Source organism: Bremerella sp. TYQ1 (genome assembly GCF_020150455.1).
Classification (GTDB): domain Bacteria; phylum Planctomycetota; class Planctomycetia; order Pirellulales; family Pirellulaceae; genus Bremerella; species Bremerella volcania_A.
The window spans coordinates 4,702,057-4,723,277 of the sequence record NZ_CP083740.1 but is presented as its reverse complement, the minus strand read 5'-3'; the positions used below and the strand labels follow the sequence as shown (position 1 = coordinate 4,723,277).

Annotated in this window: 16 protein-coding genes; 6 read left to right on the top strand and 10 right to left on the bottom strand. The window is 54.8% G+C overall.

Annotation, left to right across the window (positions count from 1 at the left end; translation table 11 throughout):
- The first annotated feature begins 143 nt into the window (after positions 1 to 143).
- Together LA756_RS19110 and LA756_RS19105 are read left to right on the top strand one after the other, a co-directional pair.
- Complete coding sequence (locus LA756_RS19110) at positions 144 to 1,199, top strand: dihydrodipicolinate synthase family protein (RefSeq protein ID WP_224436329.1); 1,056 nt, start codon at positions 144 to 146, stop codon at positions 1,197 to 1,199.
- A 132-nt stretch (positions 1,200 to 1,331) separates the two neighbouring features.
- The gene (locus tag LA756_RS19105) at positions 1,332 to 1,571 is read left to right on the top strand and encodes a hypothetical protein (protein ID WP_224436328.1); all 240 of its coding nucleotides are present in this window, start codon (positions 1,332 to 1,334) and stop codon (positions 1,569 to 1,571) included.
- Here the strand turns inward: LA756_RS19105 and LA756_RS19100 are convergent.
- The 3 genes from LA756_RS19100 to LA756_RS19090 form a co-directional block, all read right to left on the bottom strand.
- On the bottom strand, positions 1,568 to 1,924 hold the full coding sequence (locus LA756_RS19100; RefSeq protein ID WP_224436327.1) for a hypothetical protein: 357 nt from the start codon (positions 1,922 to 1,924) through the stop codon (positions 1,568 to 1,570). The two genes, LA756_RS19105 and LA756_RS19100, sit on opposite strands and share 4 nt — an antisense overlap.
- Positions 1,925 to 1,926: 2 nt before the next feature.
- Positions 1,927 to 3,018, bottom strand: a complete 1,092-nt coding sequence (locus LA756_RS19095) for a DUF1559 domain-containing protein (protein WP_224436326.1) — start codon at positions 3,016 to 3,018, stop codon at positions 1,927 to 1,929.
- A gap of 196 nt (positions 3,019 to 3,214) precedes the next feature.
- A complete protein-coding gene (locus LA756_RS19090) occupies positions 3,215 to 3,703 on the bottom strand; it encodes a chemotaxis protein CheD (protein ID WP_224436325.1) in 489 nt (162 codons plus the stop codon).
- Between the two features lie 365 nt (positions 3,704 to 4,068).
- Here LA756_RS19090 and LA756_RS19085 point away from each other — a divergent pair, with 365 nt between their 5' ends.
- Together LA756_RS19085 and LA756_RS19080 are read left to right on the top strand one after the other, a co-directional pair.
- Positions 4,069 to 4,347, top strand: a complete 279-nt coding sequence (locus tag LA756_RS19085) for a hypothetical protein (protein WP_224436324.1) — start codon at positions 4,069 to 4,071, stop codon at positions 4,345 to 4,347.
- A 91-nt stretch (positions 4,348 to 4,438) separates the two neighbouring features.
- On the top strand, positions 4,439 to 4,813 hold the full coding sequence (locus LA756_RS19080) for a hypothetical protein (protein ID WP_224436323.1): 375 nt from the start codon (positions 4,439 to 4,441) through the stop codon (positions 4,811 to 4,813).
- A gap of 17 nt (positions 4,814 to 4,830) precedes the next feature.
- Here the strand turns inward: LA756_RS19080 and LA756_RS19075 are convergent, their stop codons facing one another.
- The 5 genes from LA756_RS19075 to LA756_RS19055 form a co-directional block, all read right to left on the bottom strand.
- A complete protein-coding gene (locus LA756_RS19075; protein WP_224436322.1) occupies positions 4,831 to 5,595 on the bottom strand; it encodes a metallopeptidase in 765 nt (254 codons plus the stop codon).
- A gap of 82 nt (positions 5,596 to 5,677) precedes the next feature.
- The gene (locus LA756_RS19070; RefSeq protein ID WP_224436321.1) at positions 5,678 to 6,160 is read right to left on the bottom strand and encodes a hypothetical protein; all 483 of its coding nucleotides are present in this window, start codon (positions 6,158 to 6,160) and stop codon (positions 5,678 to 5,680) included.
- A 160-nt stretch (positions 6,161 to 6,320) separates the two neighbouring features.
- Complete coding sequence (locus LA756_RS19065) at positions 6,321 to 9,377, bottom strand: Tex-like N-terminal domain-containing protein (protein ID WP_224436320.1); 3,057 nt, start codon at positions 9,375 to 9,377, stop codon at positions 6,321 to 6,323.
- A gap of 369 nt (positions 9,378 to 9,746) precedes the next feature.
- Positions 9,747 to 9,971, bottom strand: a complete 225-nt coding sequence (locus tag LA756_RS19060) for a hypothetical protein (protein WP_224436319.1) — start codon at positions 9,969 to 9,971, stop codon at positions 9,747 to 9,749.
- 256 nt (positions 9,972 to 10,227) lie between these two features.
- Positions 10,228 to 11,103, bottom strand: coding sequence for a hypothetical protein (locus LA756_RS19055; RefSeq protein WP_224436318.1), 876 nt, complete (start codon positions 11,101 to 11,103; stop codon positions 10,228 to 10,230).
- Between the two features lie 276 nt (positions 11,104 to 11,379).
- On the opposite strand from LA756_RS19055, the gene LA756_RS19050 reads away from it, so the two are divergent.
- Together LA756_RS19050 and LA756_RS19045 are read left to right on the top strand one after the other, a co-directional pair.
- Entirely contained in the window at positions 11,380 to 12,270 is an 891-nt protein-coding gene (locus tag LA756_RS19050; RefSeq protein WP_224436317.1) for a metallophosphoesterase, read from the top strand.
- A 2-nt stretch (positions 12,271 to 12,272) separates the two neighbouring features.
- Positions 12,273 to 12,572 (top strand): hypothetical protein, encoded by a 300-nt coding sequence (locus LA756_RS19045; protein WP_224436316.1) that lies wholly within the window; start codon positions 12,273 to 12,275, stop codon positions 12,570 to 12,572.
- Here LA756_RS19045 and LA756_RS19040 read toward each other — a convergent pair whose 3' ends face one another.
- Positions 12,573 to 13,475: a hypothetical protein gene (locus LA756_RS19040; protein ID WP_224436315.1), complete on the bottom strand. Its 903-nt coding sequence runs from the start codon at positions 13,473 to 13,475 to the stop codon at positions 12,573 to 12,575.
- Between the two features lie 39 nt (positions 13,476 to 13,514).
- Entirely contained in the window at positions 13,515 to 21,218 is a 7,704-nt protein-coding gene (locus LA756_RS19035) for a type I polyketide synthase (RefSeq protein WP_224436314.1), read from the bottom strand.
- Positions 21,219 to 21,221 lie beyond the last annotated feature (3 nt).

Below are 21,221 nucleotides of genomic sequence, written 5' to 3'. Positions count from 1 at the left end.
TCATCACCGAGGGGATTGAGCCAACGTGAAGGGCTCCCTTCACCAAGCCAACCAATCAAGGTGTTTCATTTCACCTCAGATGCTCTAAGCTAGGGTGAGTCGCCAAAATCGACTCACCCTTTTTTATTGCCGAGTGTGCCCCAATGAACGATCTAGCCCAGAAGATTCTTAGCAATCCCATCGAGAACTATCCAGCTGCCACGGTGGCTTGTTTCGATCCGACCTGCGGCGATCTTCCGCGGCGAAAACTGGACGAAGATCGCCTGGTCAGCTATCTCGAAAAGCTGGCCGCCGCTGGTGCGGAAGCGGTCTTGCTGGCAGCTTCCACAGGGCATGGCCATCTGCGTACCGTCGAAGAATTAGAACGGTGGTTTGAAGTTGCCGCGAAAGCCAACGCTCCGTCGCTGGTTCGTATGGCGTTGCTACGTCCCGAAGATGGACCTGAGGCAAACGAGAAGCTAGTCGCGCTTTTGCGGGAACATAATTACCCTGTCGTGTTCGTTCGTCCCGGAACCAATCTTCCGGCCCATGCCACCGACGCCCAGATCGTCGAGAACATGCGTCCACTCGTCGAGATGATCGCCACCGCAGGCATGGCCGTGGGCGTTTACTCCATTCCCGATGTCAGCGGCGTTCCGCTTCCTGCGACGGCGACAGAAAAGCTTCTCGATCTGCCTGGTGGCGACGCGATTGTGGCCGCGAAGATTACCGAAGCAGACTACTTGAAAAGCACTCGCGAGTATCTCCTCAGCCCACGGCTGGCCAAGCTAAAGATCGTGCAAGGCTGGGATCCTCACCTGGCTCAAGCACTCAGCGAAGGACCACGGTCCAACATCGAAAACAAGCAGCGAGTCGGGATTACGTCTGGCCCGATGTCGTTTGCGGTTTACCAATACCTGTACATGCTGGACGCCGCCCAAGAGCATGACTGGGACGAACTCGCGCTGTCCCAAAAAGCGGTCACTGCACTCTTTCAAGCGATGCAGGACGACCCGACCAAGTTTGCCGATCTGCAGCGAGCCAAATTCATCATGGGCTTAGGCCTGCCGCTGACGGCCAGCCTGGAAACCGAAAAGATCGAACGCGTCCTGACCGCCCTCGAAGAACTTCCCCGCAAATCAGACCAACGCCGCCTGGCCAAAAGCCTCGACCTCATGGGCGACGGTCCCTACCACGACCGATTGATGAAGCTGTCTTAATAAACATCTGCCTCCCTGTTCATCAAACAGCGGCGAAGTTTACTTTTTCGCTTTCTTGATTTTCGCGTGTCGTTGCTTTAACAAGACATTGTTTGCAGTTTGATTGATCATTTGCACAGAAAGAATCGTGTGATGAATAAACGCGGGAAAATCAAGCGGCCGATTCTTTGGCTGTTTATGTACATTTTCGGGCTATTCACCGTTTCGGCAGCGTTCATTGACTATGGCCTGCCGAACGCTGGCCCCAATGCCCCTGGACAAGGAATCTGGTCGCTGATTGTTGGAGTTGCCCTCCTTGCTGGACTACCACAGATTTACTACCACTTCTTTGGCAGCGAGCAAGACAACTCCGGCGACTGGTCTGGAGATTAGTCTATTTCTGGCAGCGGGTTGGCTCGGACGGTTTGTTCTTCCATTAGCGTTCGGACGGCCGCATATGCTGACTCCCACCGGCCCTCGGTCGCTTGCTGGGCGATGCTTTGGAGCCAGGCAGCCTCATCTGGGCGTAGTTCTCCGGCTTCCGCCGATTGATGGATCATTTTCGTGATCTTGGTGATCTTGGCTTCGTTCTTTCCGTTGCATGCGGAGCCGAGCGCCATCGCGTAGTCGTAGCCTTTCGGGCTGATCTCGCCGAATGTGGGTCGCGACAGCCAGTAGGCCATCGCTCCGACGACTAACACGGCAACAACAATTCCGCCGATCACGGTTCCTCTCGATGAGTCCATGCTTAGAACCCCCTCGAGTTGATCACTTCTCCCTCATTCATGCTGGCCATTTCGGCCGCGAGAATAAGGTCGATCGTTTCTGGCTGAAAGCTAACCGATCCGTCACCGAAAAGTACGTTCCCGCCGCCAGGATGCTCGGAGTACATTTGACCGACATGCAGCGTTGGAAAATTCATCGGGTGGATGATCGGATCGCCAGTGATGTCGAGTTCACCACCGCTAGGACCGACATGCATCATCACCAAAGTCGCGGCCGCATCAGGACCATTTTCTGGCGTCGAGAATCTTGGGTGCGTAAACGCGCCAGGGACGACACCGACCCAAGTTTTATCGCTCAGCTTCGAGGAATGCTCGCTGATGAAAATCGTGTTTGTCGTTCCGTCGGTAATATCGCGAAAGCTGACTTTCGAGTTGCGATAGAACGGACCGTCGGCCACCTTCGAGGCATCACCATGAATTTGCACCGTTCTGGTGGCCCCGGTGTAGATGTTCGTGAAGACAGGACCACTGGCCGAAGAGCCGCAATCCCCCCAGCACGACTCCTGCCCATGGCTGGCGATGTAATGCGAACGTCCCACGACGATATTGCTGCCATACCGCGAAAGCGCATTACCGGAGCTGTCACGAATGGTAAACGGTTCGTGATCGCCACTGGAAGAAGGGCAGAGGTAAGCCTCTAGCTTCGTATCGATAAACGCTCGATTACCTGAATCCCAGATCGGTTGGCCCATATTCAGCGAATCGGTAATCGTACGCTGCTCCATGAACGGAAGAATCAATGCTCCCCAACCCCAACCTGGCGCGGCGTCCCACGTATCCGAATCGATCGATGCCGAAGCAGGGCCACTTCCGTCTCGCGTGGCGTAGCTAACGTAGCCTGAGGGAAACACGCGATGGGTCGACGCGTAGTTGTGAACCGCAAGACCGATCTGCTTCAAGTTATTGGTGCACTGCATCCGCCGAGCAGCTTCACGCGCTTGCTGCACGGCAGGGAGGAGCAGGGCAATCAACACGCCAATGATGGCGATCACCACAAGCAGTTCGACTAACGTAAACCCAGCATGCTGCCCAGGCGACTTCATTTTGGTTTTCATCTTCCCCTCGATACTTTCAATATCCGCACCAAGATTTTCTATGCGTCGACAACATCATTTTGAATACTCAAAAACTAAGTTGTACCGATACACTTTGTCAATAGACGAAACAATATTTTTGACCCCTCAAAACCGTTATCGCCGTCTAAGCTTGGTAGGTCGAAAAGAGAAACCACATCAAAAGCAGTTGAAACCTTTAGATAGTTGCAACGAAATCTCGTCCAACTTTGACTCTAATCTCGCCAGATTCCAGGTCGAAATAGATGACCCGGCCGCTCGATCCCCCGACATGCTGTGCCAGAATAGGAATCTTCTGCTGCTGTAGAAGCTCGCAGGCCTTCTCGATGTTCTTACGCCCGACTTCGTGGGCCGTGCTGGCCGTTTTGAACATGTTTGCGCCGCCACACAGCTTCGCCACGATCGCGCGACGACGAGCTCCGTTGCGAGCCAATTGATCCAGCATTTGCGGGATGGCCGTGTCGACGAAGCGACCTGGCTGCTTGGTGCATCCTTTGCTCTCGCTCAGCATCGTATGAGCAAGGGCCCCTTGCTGAGTTTCACGGCACCAGAGACATACCCCGACGCAGCTACCAAGCAGTGTTTCCAACAGCGAGGGTGCCGAAGAGACGACAATCCCGGCCATTGGGACGCGGATGGAACTTTTGCTGAGGTTCGCAGTCGCCATGGTGTTTCGTTTCCCTGTCCATTCTGCCAGGCCCCCCAAACGATCCGGGGTGCGACTAAATCTAGCTTACGACCACTAAATGGGAGGAATCGATGAAGTTATATGAACAGTTCGTGGCCGGAATTGGTTCATCTTCGATCAACGGAATCGATTACGCTGATCATAGCGATTGAGAGCTTTGCCGGAGGAACCTGCGCTTTTATGTATCGCGTTTCCACTTCCCCGCACGAAATTCCGCGATATCAGAAGATTTTCCAATATAAAGTTGACTGTGCTTTGATCAATTGGTACTAAATACTTTACAAGTTGATGAGGCTCTGATAACCTCCGCTTGTTTACACCCTTACGCATTAATAAGAAGAACTATGGCAAAAAAGAAGGCAAAAACGTCGACCGCTGACGCCAACAAACGTGTCCCTCGTAAAGAGCCATACGACAGCGACCGAATGAGCAACGTTGTCGAGCGTCTGCGTGAGCAAGCCGGGCGTATTTCGCAGCTGGCTCGTACGCTGGATGACGGCGATATCGACGAAGTCGTCATCGACGGCCACGCGATGCTGCTGCGAGGTTTGAACCAGATCGACAACTTCGCAGATAACGCAGCACGTGCCGTGCGTGAAGCGCGTACGATGAAGTTCGGCTAAACCAGTAGCTCCGACGCCATGAGTTTGGGCCTCCCGAAGGGAAATATGCACGGGGGGTCTGCCTGTCTCAGCTTCTGCGCGGAGGGAGCCAATGGCCGAGAAAAAGGTCTCCTGGGCCGCATGGGGCTGGCTGACGCTACTCGGCTTGATGTTGGTCATTCCTATCGTGGGAATTGCCCTCGATCAAGCTGCCGCCCTGGGTGCGTTTCTGTTTCCGGTTTTCGCTGGCACCTTTGTCGGAGCGGCAACGTTGCTGGCTGCTCTTTACGTGAAGAATTTTCCCTGGTGGTGGTCGATTGCCCTGGCAGTTTGGGCACTCGTTCTCGTCCTGTTTCATCGCGATCTGGGGCTGATTCTCATCGGTGCCGCACTCGGATGCCTGCTCGTTGCATTTCGAGCACCCATTATTCGCTTTGGACAACGTATCGTCCGATGGTACTTTCGCCGCAACGATAAGCCGACATGATCTCCCGCGGATCACGACTACTCTGCGGAGTTTTTCTCGCCGGCGTCTTTGCCTGCAGCGTTACTTTGCTTCGATGATTCTTTCTTCGACGATTCATTCCAAAGCATTTCAATCAGGCGGTAACCTTCGGGATCGTGCTGTTTTAGCTCCGAAACTACGAACGGGTAGAAATCGTTCGTCCCAAAGAACGCCTCGGTCAATTCGCCGAAATACTCTTTCTCGTCTTCGATGGCGTAATGCTTTTTCTTCGTTCCATCGATATGCAGCACTTCCTTGTAGCGGCCTGATTTCTTCGCACGCTGAAACGCTTCGATCACGCGAGCATCATCGTAGCCAAGGACCAAATCATGGTACCCGTGCGAAAGTTCGTGAAGCAGCATGAACGGTTGCTCTTTGGTCCATTCGAGAAACGTCTTGGCACTTGTGATCTCGACTCCCTTTTCTTTTTCGCGAAGAAAGCCGTTCTCACTGAGCCAATCGCCAGAAACATGGTAACACGCGCAAGGGTTTGCCCTGGTATTGTCACTTTCGATCCAAATTGGGATCTTCTGCAGGGCCGCGACAGCTTGCTCAGGGAGTCTTCTTTGGATGTCGTATAGCTGAAAATCGACTAACTCGAGAACCGCATTACCGGTCTCTTTATCTTCGCGCAATAGCGACTTATGAATGTAGAGATCCCAGCCACGAATACTTTGCTGGTAATAAGCACTGACGGGATCAGGCGTTTTCTCCTTGCCTGACTCTGCCCCAACAAGAAGCGTGGCAACAAGCAACCAATGCATGGAAAGACTCCGCAAAACGAACGCGAAACATTTCCTTCAGGATAGCCCACCAATAGCTTCCGCACAAAGAACGGACCGGTACTTACGTTGCAGAGTACTGCTCGGCGTACTCTACGATCCAAACGTCGATCAGATCGCGAAAGTCTGCTTCGTTGACTTCGCTTAGCTTCTCGAAGTGGGTTCGATTGAAAAGCTCTTTGTTTCGAATCATCCCTTTGGCGGCCAGTTCCAGAACGCGGACTGAAGAGTAGGGCTTCACCGAGAGTTCCAAGCGACTGTACAGATTCCGCCGCTTTCCGCCGGTCAGATCCAAGTCGTCACGCACGCAAGCGCCGCCCCATCCTTGATCGCCGAAGAGCGTTTCGTACTGAAATCCTGGAAAGTGATTTGGTAACTTCTGAAGGCAATCTTCGATATAATCCGAGATCTTCAGGCGTAGTCGACTGTGCAGTTCGCGGCACTCTTCTTCGGACATCGCCGCTTCGTGCGCAGCGCGACGTTTCGATTCGCTTCGCTTTTCTCCGCGTTCGATAGCGCGTTTCAGTCGATCTTCAAAGTCGGACATACGTGACTCTTTTACCTGGCACAAGACGTGGACACAAGAACATCCCATTATGACGCTTTCCAGCGTTGGGAAAAACCACGCCTAGAACTTGAACGTTGGCCAACGCCAGCTTTCCCTTTACGCCTGAGCGACTCGCACGGGGAAAGCTGGACCAGGAATGCTACTTCTTCGGCTTCTTTTTGCCGTCTTTCTGCATGTCGAAAAACTGCTGCAGATCGCCAAAGGAACGAAGCGGTTCCTTGCCTTCCTTCATCGCATCGGTAATTGGCTTGGAAGGCTTCGGCTTGGCGCGACGTTCCACATTGCGTGGCTTACCGCCATGCTTCCCTTTGCCGTGACCACCGCCGTGCGGCTTGTTTCCAGCTTTGCCTTTGGGACGCTGTGGACGATCTCCGCGAGGAGGTCGGTTTCCACGACTTTGCGGCTTTTCCTTCTTCTCGGCCGGTTGAATCGCGGGATCGATCGCCGTCAGCGAGACCCTACGTCGTTCGCGATCGATCTCGATCACCCAAACACGAATCACATCACCGACACTGACGACTTCGTGCGGATCGGCAACGTAGCGATCGGCCAAGCGGCTGATATGCACCATACCGCTGTCGTGCAGACCGATGTCGACGAATGCTCCAAAGTCGACGACGTTGAGCACCGTGCCCATCATCTCCATGCCAGGTTCCAGGTCTTCCAGCTTCAACACGCCGCGACGGAACAGCGGTGGTGGGAAGTCGGCACGTGGGTCACGACCGGGACGAGACAACGCGCCGGTGATGTCGCGGGCCAAGTGAACACCGATATTCAGTTCTTCCGCCAGCTTATCGATGTCGGCAGAGGCAATCTTTGCGAGCAACTGCTTGTGGTTTTCATCCGAAGCAGCAATCTCGGCCGGGGCTGGCTGCGGAGCGGGAACTTCTTCTTCACTTGCCGCAGCAGGGGCCTCGCCGTTGGTTTCGCTTGTACCTTCTTGCGGCACAGGCGGCTCGATTGGAGCAGCGGGCGTTTCTTCCGATGCCGCAGGAGCTTCTGCCGTCGCCGCTTCTTCAGCAGGAGACGAATTGGTTTCCGCCGTCGTCGATGCCGAAGCGACTGCCTCGACAACTTCCGTTTCTGCTTCCTGCATATCGGCTGGTGCTTCAGCCGTGATTTCTTCCGGGCTCAAACCGAACTGCTTGGGCTTCTCGACTTTGGGTGGCGGCGAAGGGACCGTCGATAAAACTTCGGTCAGCGAGCAGCCAAGCTTGTCGAGCAGCTTCGTGGCAACTTCGTAGCTTTCCGGGTGAATCCAAGTCGCATCAAGTGGATTCTCGGCAGGCACAACCTTCAGAAAACCTGCGGCTTGGACAAACGTTGCTTCGCCAATCCCGGCGACTTCGCGGATCTCTTCTCGCGACCGAAACGGGCCTTTCGCCTGGCGATGCTCGTAAATACGTCGAGCCGTCAGCTGATTGAGACCAGAGACGTAGCTCAGCAGGGCAGGGCTCGCTGTGTTGACGTCGACACCGACATAGTTCACGCAAGACTCGACAACGTCGTCGAGCGAGTCACGCAGGTGCTTTGCTTTGACATCGTGCTGATAAAGGCCGACACCGATGTTCGATGGGTTGATCTTCACCAGTTCCGAAAGTGGATCGAGCAGTCGGCGACCGATGCTAATTGTCCCCCGAATCGTCGCGTCGAACTTAGGAAACTCTTCGCGTCCCAGTTCACTGGTGGAGTAAACACTCGCACCAGCTTCATTTACGATCAGGTAGCAAAGATCACGGTCTTTCAGCTCATCCGCGATTGCACTGGCGACAATCTGCTCGGTCTCGCGACAAGCCGTTCCGTTTCCAATGGCGACAATCTCGGCATCGAACTGCTTGATCATCTCGACGATGCGTGTTCGACTCTTTTCGACACGATCTTGAGGGCCGATCAGATGGATGACGCCGGTTCCGAGCACGTTGCCGAACGGGTCGATGGCAACCAGCTTGCATCCACTTCGGAAACCTGGATCGATGGCAAGAACACGCTTGCCACGCACAGGCGGCTGCAGCAACAGCTTACGCAGATTGCAAGCGAAGACTTCGATCGCATGCGTTTCGGCTTTCTCGGTGAGCTCGCGACGAATTTCTCGTTCGATGCTCGGAATGATCAAGCGATTGAGGCTGTCCTTTAGGCACTGCTTTAAATAGTCGGTGTGCGAGTGCCCTTCCGGAATGACAACTTCTTCGGCTGTCTTAGCGATTTTGTCGACATCGACATCGATTCGCACTTTCAGGAACCGCGTACGATCCCCACGATTGATGGCCAACACGCGATGCGGTGGGATCTTCGAGACCGGTTCGTGGTAGTCGTAATAGTCTCGGAACGCTTTGTCCTTCTTGGCGCGTTCTTTTTCTTTCTGACGCTTTCGCTTCTCGCGGCGGATTTCCTGAATGGTTGGCTTTTTACCACCTTCTTTCTTGTCGCCGTCCTTCTTGTCTTCGCTTTTTTCCTGCGACGCAGCTTCGGTCGATTCGGTTGCGGTCGACTCAGCCGAATCGGTGCTTTCCGCTGACGATTCTTCAGCCGAAACGTCGTCCGAGGTCACTTCGCTGTCGGAGTCGTCCGAGTCGTTCTTCTCTGGCTGACCCGCGTTTTCGATGCGAGTGCTTGTCAGTTGCCCAGTCTTCCAAAACAGCTTACGCAAACGCCCTCGCAAGAAGGCATTTTCAGAAAAGACTTCGGCAACGATACACCCAACGCCTTGCAGTACGGCGTCGGTATCGGCGAGCGACTTCTCCGCATCAACGAATGCTTCCGCACGCGACTTCAAGTCCTTCGCTGCTTCAGCGTCCTCTAGCACCTCCAATGCGAGCGGCTCCAAACCTCGTTCGCGGGCTTGCGTTGCGAGCGTCTGCTTCTTGGGCTTGAAGGGGAGATACAGATCCTCGAGGTGCTTTTGCGTTTGAGCTTTCTTGATTTGCTCAGCAAGGGCCTCGGTCAGCTTCTCTTGCGATTGAATCGACTTGAGAATCGTTCGCTTGCGCTCGTTCAATTGGCGCAGCGTTGTGTTGCTGCTTTGAATCGCGCGAATCTGCTCCTCATCCAGCCCCCCGGTCTCGTCTTTACGATACCGGGTGATGAAAGGAACCGTATTCCCATCATCAAGCAGCTCGACGGTTCGCTGTACTTGTTCGAGAGGAATACCAACTTCACGGGCGACAACTTGAAGGTCCGTGACGATCGTCGTATCCATTTGGATGCCTGAGGAGCTTTCGCAAACTTGCGCGTCGAGAGAAATCGACGTAAGCGCAGATGCTGGTTGACTAAAGCGATATCGAATATCGATGATACCAGCACGGCAACATAGGGGCACCGGTGGCGGTTGTCAAGGATTAGTGAGGAAATAGGACCCCATATTTAACGTACGTTTTGCATGAATCTTTGCGGGACACCTCACGCAGGTGTTTTTCGATCACAAATCAGGGGAGCTTGAGGGGCTACGCAAGCTGCTTCGTCGCAGTCTGAGGCTTCGCTCGAATTGATAAGCGCGCAAAAAAAGTGCCGCCCCCAGTTTCCCAGGAAGCGGCACTCGCGTCTTCGTGTTCCAAGTTGCGACGAACGCTTAGTATCCGATGTCAAACGGAGCCGGATCGAGGAAGTCTCGTGGGCCACGTGTGGTGTAATACGGATAGGTGACTTGAGCAGACCCTGCACCACCTTGAACGGCTGGTGGCGGAGCACTCACGCTCGTTGGGTTGTTACAAGGGCTCGCACCGATTTGGTGATGGCAGCAGCCACTGCCCGCCAAAAGGCACACGGCTGCCAGAATGAAAAACAAGCGATTCATGTTGACTTTCCTCGCGCTGTAGCGGGCACGGCGTTGGGTCATTTTTTGGGGGTCAATCGTTTTCCGTTTCTCGGAGCGGGAGCCGAGAACGGAAACGCGCCACTCGCCAAGTGTCTATGACAAGCGAGTCCACTAGGATTGATCGGCCTTAGATCCGGGAAAATTGAACAATTCAGGTCAATCCCTACCAGCCGTTACAGATTTCCAACGATCAGGCTTGTTTCCAAGCGAGAAGCTCAAGTCTGCTAGCAGCCGCCTAGCCAAACTGAGCGTGCATCCACATTTTGGCTTGTTCCGGCGTAAGATTCGCCAGGATGCGTGTTTCTACCTCGAGGAGAAGCTCCGTTAGATTCTCTTGAAAGGCTTCCTTTTCGTGCTGCATACGCTGCCAAAGCTGCTCCATCGCCGCGCCAGCCTCTAATGCGATTTTGCGAACCGCAAGAAGTTGGTCTGCCGACAAATTCAGTTGTTTGACAAACGGACTGTCCTGCTGGAAAAGCATGACTTTTTCAACACGATGCAGCGTCGGTAGTGACTTTGAGAACTGGATCAGCTTCGTCATTTCCTCCGTCTCTGGAACGACAAAGCCGTGAGAGGACGCATGAGCAATTTCCTTTCGCCATGTCCGTTCCTCCGACTGAAAGTCCTTCAACTGCTCAACGAAGTCTTCCCAAGCGACTTCCGCCGATGGCATGAGCCGGGAAAACTGTCCAGAAATCGCGGACGCGTTGTAATAAAACGAGATCCCGAGAGCCAAAACCAGCGATGTTACCAGGCGGAGATTTCGTCCCAGTGAGTTGCGATGACGTTCGTAGATCTCGCGAACAACACGTGTCCCCAGACGCAAACAAACGCGTGACTTCGTTGCCGAGGCCGATTCGTCCTCGCGGGGGACAATGCTGATAATCTGGACTTCGTATTCGCTATTTCCGGCGATACTGAGACGAGCGATCTCGCCAAAGAAAGGGCATTCGGACTCGCTCACGAAACCGTTTTCGCCCAATTTTCTTCGCGGGATTTGAACGGCAACGGCGAAACCTGCCATCGATTCGTCCAGCAATTCCGCTTTGAATGTATCTCTACCGACCTGAAGCTGGGCTTTGACCCGCGAAGGGGCCACCGAAAAGCGCATCGAATTTCGACGGTCGGAAGTCATCGGCATTCAGAGAAGAAAAGACAAGTGAAAAGTTCATCGAAAGCATAGGTCGAAAAATGGTCGGACCGAGGCACCTAAATCTGCGATTTCGTCAAGAAACTTTTTGACATGAGATCGGGGTGTCCGATGAACTCCCTATAAGCCCTACAACTGGACCTGTAGAAATCTAGTTTGCCTCCAGCCCCCCAACTGACAACAATAAATCGTTGCCACTGTTTTCTCGTCCCTGATTTACCGTTCCCATAAAAGCCTATGAGTGTTGCCGCCAACGTGGCCCAGAATACGGTTGAGTGCTATCAGAAAGCTGGGCAAATCCTGCGAGATTCGTCCCTCCGACGAGGGAATGTCGTCTATCTCGATGAATCGACGGCCGACGATGTGATGGTTACTGCCGACCTGCACGGCAATCGAACGAACTTCCGTCGCATTCTCGATATCGCCGACTTAGACTCAAACCCAGGTCGGCACTTGGTCTTCCAGGAAGTCTGTCACGGTGGACCGACCTACCCGAAAGCTGGCGGCTGCATGTCGCACTTGATGCTGGAAGATATTGCTCAGCTGGTGATTCGGTACCCGAATCAGGTTCACTTTCTGATCTCGAACCACGAGCTGGCAGAGCTGACCGACTATCCGATCATGAAGGCGGGCAAAATGCTCAACCTCATGTTTCGTTGCGGCATGGGCCAAATGTACGGCGACGCAGCTCCGGCCGTTCGCGCCGCGCAGCTTCAGTTTCTCGGTAGTCTGCCGATTGCAATCCGAATCGGTGACCGCATCATGGTCTCCCATAGCCTTCCCAAGCAGTGCGACGAAGAACCGTTTGACGCAACGATTTTCGACCGTGAACTGAACGCCAACGATCGAGCCTGTGGTGGATCGCTCCACCGTTTGGTTTGGGGACGCGATTTCCGGCAAGAGAACGTTGATGAACTTTCGAAACAGCTCGGTATCGAACTATTCATCACAGGCCATGAACCGTGCCAGTATGGTTTCGCATCGCCGAACTCTCGCCAGATCGTGCTAGACTGTTGCAGTCGATTGGGTAAGTACTTAATGGTGCCGGTCTCGGAAGACCTGACCCAAGAAGACCTACTCAACCGGATTCATTCCCTGCACGATCCAATTCTGGCGGCAATGTCCTGACCATGGGTGACGATCCCCTCTTCGATGACGATACCGTCTCACCGGTTCGCGAGCCGCAACCACGACGGCCGTGGCGACCGCGTTTCGGAATTGGCTCGATCATGCTCGCAACGTTTCTTTTGAGCGTGCTGTTTGTAATGGGGCATTACATGCTGAACGAATCGAAAGAGGGTGCTCTCTCGAACCGTTTCAGCTTTATGTTTGTGACTCTTGCTGCCCCGATGCTTCTCTTAACGCTGCTGAGCCTCGGCAAAGAGCTACTGCGGTACTGGGAAAAGCAAGCCCAGCGCAAAGATCGCTAATCACTTCCGTTCGATCCGCAGTCGTTTCGGCAGACCATTCGGCATTGCCAATTCATCGCGAGCGATCAATCGCACAACATTGCGACTCGGTGAAAGCAACGCGTCTTCCGCGTAAACCACATCGAAGTCCGCCCCTTGGGGATTTTGTATCGCATGTGAATCGGCCAAAGCGTTCTCTGGCGTCAATTGCCGCCAACTCAATCGCCGCAGCCAACTGGCCAATTCGTTCAGATCGTGCTGTTGGCTATCGGCGTAGATCTCGAAGTCTGGCAACAAAAGCTGAGAGTTACCGATCGTTTCAAAGATTACCCAACGTTCATCCAACCACGAAAGCCGAAGGTTTGAAAACAAATCGAGTGGTGGCACCTCGGCGATTTGACTCGTCTGTAGAAGTTCAGCCAGCATCGCGACTGGCAACAAGACTTCCCCGGCAGGACAAAAATAGGCGATGACTTCGGGATGATGGCCGATCGCCAGGACTGTCTTCGATAACTCTACTAACCGCCGCAGTTGGGAAACAGGCGACAAAGTTTTGCCTGCCTCTTCCACGATCGAAACGAGAACGATCGCTTGATGTTCGGCAATTGCCCCCTCGACACCTTCCCAGCTCAACTGAAACTGACAAGCTCGCTCAAGCGACTCTTGCAAAAAGTCCCCATTGGCCGCGAGTGCGTCGGATCCAGCAAGCTCGCTCCAAGGGAAAGCACACGACTCAATCAGCACCATCGGTCCGTCATCGGAAAGCGTCGATCGGGCGAACGACTTCATCTCTCCAGACGGTCGCACCGCATCCTCCAGGTGACACTTGATGCCATTTGCAGAGAGATGCTGCTCGACATCATCCAGCGAAATTGTCCCCTTCGTCAGCAAGGCCAAAGTCTGCGTAGGTACTTGGATCGACACCGATTATCTTCCCTTTCGCAACATTGAATGCCAGGCGGACTACTTGGCTGGATCGTCCGTTTCAGCCTTCAGCTTTTCCAGTTCTTCCGCGGTGACATCAACCGTTTGGCGAATCTGCTCTTCGCTATGACAGCTGGTTATGAAGAATCGCAGGCGGGCTGCTTTCTCTTCCACTGCTGGATACATGATCGGCTGAACATTGTACCCGCGAGCGTATAATGCTCGCGACAATCGCAGCGCGAGAAGCGAATTCCCTGTGATCACGGGGACCACCGGTGTGTTGTCACTTAGCCCCGTATCGAGCCCTTTCTCCTTCGCCAGCTTCAGGAACAACTTCGAGTTGTTCATACACTTAGCGACTACTTCCGGATGCTGTTCAATTCGCTCGAACGATGCCAATGCGGCAGCAGCATTCGACGGTGGCATCCCCACGCTAAACACGAATCCAGGAGCCGTATACTTGAGGTACTCGATCATCGTCTTCTTACCGGCGATGTAACCGCCGCAGCTTCCCAGCGACTTACTAAGCGTTGCCATCAGGAAGTCGATCCGCGAGCCTGGAATGCCGAAGTGCTCGCAAATACCCCGGCCGGTCTTTCCCATCGTGCCGATCGAGTGAGCTTCGTCAACGAACAGCATGGCTTTGTATTTCTCTTTGATCTCGACCAGTTTCGGCAGATCGCAGTAGTCGCCATCCATACTGTAAACGCCTTCGACAACGATCACCGCGCGACGATATTTCCCTCGCATTTCGGCAAGCATTCGTTCGCATGCCGCAGTATCGTTGTGCGGGAAAGAGCGTCTTTGGGCGCCGGACAAAATGCACCCTTGCACCAAACTGTTATGAGCCAGCTCGTCGTGCAGGATCAAATCGCCAGGGTTCATCAGGTGCCCGATGGTCGTCTCGTTAGTCGAGTGACCGCCCACGAAACAAACCGAAGATTCTGTCCCTAGGAACTCGGCAATCTTTCGTTCCAATTCTCCGTGAATTGTTTTTTCGCCAGAGACCACACGACTAGCCGAAACGCTGCTACCGAACGTATCGATGGCAGCTTTTGCGGCAGCGGTTACTTCTGGATCGCCGCTGCTTCCCAAGTAGTTATAACTGCTAAAGCAAATGAACTCGCGACCATCGATGGTCGCCGTGTCGCGTGTGGTTCCTTCGTGGACATCGAAGTAAGGGCTTTCCATCCCCATGCGAGCAAACCGGGCAATCCGCTCCTGCAGTTCGACCACCTCCGGGAATTGGTCCGTTTGGTAGTCGGCCACAGGGATGTCTTCAATAGCCCTCGCAGGCTTTTCCTTAGCAGCCGGAGCAGACGAGTCACCACCACTGCTGACCGTGAAGTCTCCTTCGACACCCACCAAAGCAGCAACGGCCGTTGCCAGGCTAGTAACCGTTGTATCTTGCGAGAACTCCTCGACGGGGATGTCGATCTCAAGCTCCGCCTCGATTGCGTTTTTCAGCTCGATCCCCATTAACGAGTCGAGCCCCATTTCCGCCAGCGGCTTTGCGCGATCAAGCTGAGACGCACTGATACCGAGCGTTTTGGAGGCCTGATCGGCGACATAATCACTGATCAGCGATGCACGTTTGTCTTCGTCCGCCGAACCTAATCGGTCTCGCAGCGAACCACTACCTCCAGAGGATACAGTTCGCTCCTGACGATGAATCTTCGCAAGTTCGTCCAATAAGCGAGGGTGCTTGTTTCGGCCAAACTGTTTGAGAAACTTCGTCCAGTCGACAGGGAAAACACCGACGTTCGCGTGACGTGTCGGTAACAGCTCTTCGAGGGCAAGCAAGCCTTGCTGAGGGGCGATCATCCCCAAGCCGATCCCTGCAAGTCGACGTGCGTCAGCCGACTTCGCCATTCCGCCGCCGCTCCATGGCCCCCAGTTGATACTCAGCCCGGTAAGCCCTTCGGCACGACGCCCTGCACATAGTGCATCCATAAACGCGTTGGCAGCTGCATAGTTGGCTTGCCCTGGCGAACCAATCATCGCCGCAATCGACGAGAAGCACACGAAGTAGTCGAGCGGCAACTCACGCGTTTGCTGATGCAAATACCACGAACCATCCACCTTCGCAGGCAACACCTTCGCGAAGCGTTCCCACGACTGCTGCGAAAGCGTTGCATCGTCGAGCACCCCAGCGGCGTGAAACACGCCAGCTAGCGGTGAAAGTTCAGTCTCGATGTATTTTAAAACCGCCGCTACTTGCTCGGAGTCGGCCGCGTCCATCGTCGATACGGCGACTTGGACTCCCTCGGTTTCCCAAGCAGCAATCTGTTCGGCCGCGGCTTCACTCGCTTTGCCACTACGACTGGTCAGAACAATGCTCTTCGCTCCTTGTTCGACCAACCACGTGGCGACTTCCAGACCAATCGCCCCGGTGCCACCGGTGATCAAGTATGTCGCTTCGCCACGAATCAGCGGACGCTCGCCTGTTGGCGGCGTCATCTGAAGCACGACTTTCCCCAGATGCTTGGCCTGCTGCATGAAACGAAACGCTTCGACCGCTTCTTCAATGCGATAGGTCTGCAGCGGAAGCGCCGCCAGCTTGTGCGACTCGAACTGTGGAAGTAGTTCTTCGAGCATCTCCGCAATCAAGCCAGGCGAATTGCGTTCTTCGTCGCCCAAGTCGAACGGGAAGTACTTCGCCTTCGGACGAACATCCGCGAACTGCTCCGAAGTCCAGACACCAATCTTGCCGATCTCGACAAACCGCCCACTCTCGGTCAGGCACTCGACACTCTTGGGAATGAACTCTTGATTCAAGCTATTCAGAACAACATCGACGCCTTCGCCGCCGGTGTCATTCAGGATTGCATCGCTGAAAAGCGTTGTGCGGGAATCGTAAACATGCTTGATGCCCAGCGAGTGAAGGAAGTCCCATTTGCCGTGACTTGCGGTCGCATAGATTTCAGCCCCCACAGCTTGAGCAATGGCAACCGCGGCCTGACCGACACCCCCAGCGGCCGCGTGGATCAAGACCCGTTCCCCTTTGCGAAGCTTGGCCAGGCGAGTAAGTCCATAGTGAGCCGTCAGGAAGGCCAGCGGGATTGTCGCGGCTTCACCAAACGATTGATTGCTCGGCTTCTTGGCAACGTAGTTTTGATCGACCAACAGATGGCTTGTCATGCTGGCCGTCGAAAGCGCGATCACCTCATCGCCGACTTCCAGGTTCTTCACCTGGCTACCAACGGCCGTAATAATGCCACTTCCTTCGAAGCCGAACGTGACGTCCGCTTCGGTAAGAATACCGATCTCTTTTTCGTATTCCTGCAGCATCCCGAGGGCCCGCAGTACGTCGCGAAAATTGAGACCGGACGCTTTGACCGCGATCTCTACTTCGGTTTCACCGGGGGCCGTACGCGGCTTGGGAACCAACTCTAAGTTGGTCAACATGCCAAACTTCTTCAGGCCAAGCTGATACGACTGCTCTGGAACCGTCAACTCGCCATCAGCCGCCAAACGCATTGGCATCAGTCGCGATGCGAAACGCTTCTCACCTCGCAGAGCGATTTCGGTTTCCGAATCTGGAACCCAGATTTCACCGAACAGACGGCCAGCCGTATCGCGATCCGCCGCGTCGACATCAATCCGCGTACAATTCAACTTGGGAAGTTCATTCGCAATGACACCTGCCAGGCCCCAAGTCGCGGCCTCCAGCGGATGACCGATCTTATCGCCAGGGAAAATCCGCTGGCCGCCAAGCGTGACCGCATACAATCGTGGTGACTGATCTTCCAGTTCACCGAGTGCCTGAGCGACGTGCAGCAAGCCTTGGCAGCCAAGGGCGTGATCGACCATCGACTCGTTCGCTTTGCCGGAAAGGTCTTGCTGTGCCCACAGATAAATCACGCCTCGCAGTTTGCGATTCCCCCCTAGCTTGAGTGACTCAAGCAGGTCTGCAAACTGAGATGGCTCGGCAGGATCGAGCGTGGCATCCGCTTCACCGAATTCCAGTTCGGTGCCGGGGTAGACCTGCATGACTTGCTGCTTCCGCTGCGTCAGCTGATCGACCAGATACTCGGTCATCGGCCGGCCGTCACCGAAGACGAGCCACACCGAATCTTCGTTCTCATCCACCGTCAGTGGCTTGCCGATCCGCGGCGTTTCCAGCCACTTCACCTCGTGATACCAACGGTCGACATCCGCGACTAAGCGTTTTTGCAAGTCGATCTTAGCGAGTCGAGCAAGCTTAAGTCCGCGGACCTCCGCAAGCACTTCTCCCTCTTCATTGGCGAGAACCAGATCGGCTTCCACCTGCGGCATCCGCCCCGGCTTGCGTCCGGTGATCTTCGACCAACATGCGACGCGCTGCGGCGAGTGATCCTCGAAGCATATCACGCTGCCGATACCAATCGGGATAAACGTGGTCCCCGGGGTCAACTCATCGGCAAGCAGGCTTCCCACCGTTTGCAGGCAAGCATCAAGCAGGGCAGGGTGCACGTGATAATTTCGTGCATCACTTTGTAAATCGGTTGGCAACGCGACTTCTGCCAAGGCTTCATCTTCGCCATTGCCGAGACGCTTGATTCCCTGAAAAGCATGGCCATATTGCAAACCGCTTTGCTTCGCCCCTGCGTAGAACTCCTCGACATCGACTTGCTTTTCCATGCGGAAAAAAGCTTCTTGCAGGTCGGCCTTTTCGGGCCGTGCGGCAGCCGGGGCAATCTTTCCGGCAGCATGCAACTTCCAAATCGTATCGTCGCTATCGGATGTCTCGGCGCTCAAAATTCGGAACGTGGCATACCCATGTTCTTCCGGCAACAAAACAACTTGCAGCGTCTTGGAATGCTGCTCTTCAAAGACGAGCGGTTGTTGTACTTGCAGCTGTTCGACCGCCAACACACCTTCCCCGAAGTAAGTCTTCCCGGCGGCGATGGCTAACTCGACATAGCCGGTAGCGGGAAAGACCGGGCTACCAAACAGTTGGTGGTCGTTCAGATAGGCAGGAAAGCCTGGTGCCAGGTTCGTCTGATACAAGACTTCATCGGTCGCCGTGGGAATCTCGACGCCAAGCAGCGGATGCGAAGTCCGCGTCGGCATCAATCCTGTTCCGGTGCCAAAGTCGTCACCACTGCTGGCTGGCATCGTATCGGGTGCCCAGAAACGACTTCGCTGGAATGGATACGTTGGAAGTTCAACTCGTTTTCGCGCGTAAGGTGCATCGAAAGCACGCCAATCGATGGTGATACCGATTTCGTACAATTCGCCCAACGAGTTGAGCATCATCTGCCAGTCATCACGGCCGTTTCGCAGGCTCGGCAGCCAAGCGTTTTCTTTGCCTGGCACGCTGACGCGTCCAAGTCCTGAGAGAACCGGTTGAGGTCCGATTTCGACAAATACATTGCCACCCTTGGCAGCGATGGCTTGAATGCCGTCGGCAAAGCGAACCGCTTCACGCAAATGTTGCCGCCAGTAGTCTGGCTTGGTGAATGCGTCCTTCGAAAGCTCGCCGGTTAAGTTCGCAGCAATCGGAAATGCGGCCGGTTTCATTTCGATCGAAGAGACAGCCTGCTCGAACTCGTCGAGAATAGGATCCATCAGCTTCGAATGGAACGCGTGGGATACGGTCAAGCGTGTTGCTCGAATACCCTCAGTCTGACAAAGCTCCGCGACCTGCTCAATTGCTTCGGCAGCTCCACTCAAAACTGTTTGCTGTGGGCTATTCACCGCGGCGATGCCGACTTGCCCTGAATGACCATTCAGCAGCGTCTCGATACGTTCGGCACCTGCCGAAACGGCGAGCATCGCACCACCGGCCGGCAGGCTTTGCATCAGCTTGCCACGCAAGGCGATCAGCTTCAGTGCATCTTCGAGCGAGAACACGCCGGCGACGCATGCCGCAACATATTCGCCCACACTGTGCCCAATAGCCATGCTAGGCGTCACGCCCCACGACTTCCACAGCTGGAACAATGCATACTCGGTCGCAAACAGCGTAGGCTGCGACATGGCCGTTTGATGAATCTCGGTGCTATCCTTTTCTGCGAACAGCACATCCATCAACGGTACGTCGTACTTCTTCAGTTCAGAAGCACAGCGATCGATCGCGTCGCGATAAACGGGCTGCGTTTCGTACAACGCTCGCCCCATGCCGGGATACTGAGAGCCTTGCCCGGTAAACAGGAAGACGACCTTATTGCGGCGACGCACCGGTTCACCACTCGTTGAATCCTTCGAGCCTTTTTCGACCAACTTGTGAAGTGCCGCGATTGCTTCGTCTTTGTCTGCCGCATTCACAAACGTACGTGCATCGAGCGTCGAGCGCCCGACAGCTACGCTATGAGCGAAGTCTGCCAGCGATACCGATTCGTCTTGCAGCTCTTCTAGATACCGTTCAGCCAGCAGCGGCAGTCCATCTTGAGTCTGCGTGGTTAGCGGCAATAGGTGTCGTGGACGATCCTGAGTGATGCTCGCCTTCGTTCCTGCCGGCTTGGCAACGTAATCGCCGACAATCACATGGCAGTTTGTGCCACCAAATCCGAACGCACTTACGCCAGCGATTCGATTTCCAGCTTTCGCGTTCCACTCTTTCGCTTCGGTTACGATCTCGACATGAGCACCGCCCAGGTCGATGTAAGGATTGAGCGTTTCAAAATTCAGATGAGGTGGAATCTGCCCGTTACTTAGCGAAAGGACGAGCTTCAGCAGACCGGCGATCCCTGCAGCCGACTCCAAGTGACCGATGTTGGTCTTTACGCTTCCAAGACGCAACGGGTGCGTTTCGTCACGGGCAGTCCCCAAGACGTTCTTCAAGCTGCGAACTTCAATCGGATCGCCCAGCGATGTCCCTGTTCCGTGTGCTTCGATCAGCTCAATCGCTTGCGGCTGAAGCTGAGCATTTTCGAGAGCAGCCTTCAGCACTTCTTGCTGGGACGGTCCATTCGGTGCAGTGAGTCCGTTTGTCAAACCATCCTGATTAACGGCCGTACCGTGGATGACGGAAAGAATCCGATCGCCATCCCGCTCAGCATCGCTCAAACGCTTAAGAATGACTGCGCCGCATCCTTCACCACGAACATAACCATCCGCACTGGCATCGAACGTTTTGCAGCGGCCATCTGGGGCCATCATCCGTGCCTGGCAAAACGTGATGGTCCCTTCAGGGGTCAAAATCAAGTTCACGCCGGCCGCGACGGCAAGATCGGTTTCACCTGACTGGAGCCCTTGGCAAGCCAAATGCGCAGCGACAAGCGAGGACGAACAAGCCGTATCAACTGCAATGCTTGGACCGCGAAAGTTGTAGAGGTAGCTAATGCGATTGGCAGCAATCGAGAGGCTCGTGCCTGTCGCACTGTAGGCATGCAACGAATCGAGCCCGCGGAATAGCAGACGCTGATAGTCGCTGTTACTGATTCCGACATAGATTCCCGTCGCGCTGTTGCCGAGTGACTTCACAGGAACGCCGGCGTTCTCGAACGCTTCCCATGTCACTTCAAGCAGCAATCGCTGCTGAGGATCCATCTTCTCCGCTTCACGGCCACTGATACCGAATAGTGTCGGGTCGAAGTCGGCCACGTTGCTTAGAAAGCCACCCCGCCGCGTGTACATTTTGCCTGGGGTGGCAGGCTCGGGATCGTATAAGCGATCGACATCCCAGCGGTCCGGAGGGACTTCGCCGATGGCGTCCCGACCTTCGATCAGCAAGTTCCAGAAAGCTTCCGGGCTGTCCGCCCCGGGCAAACGACAACCGATTCCAATGATGGCAATCGGTTCATTTTTTGGCTGCATCGA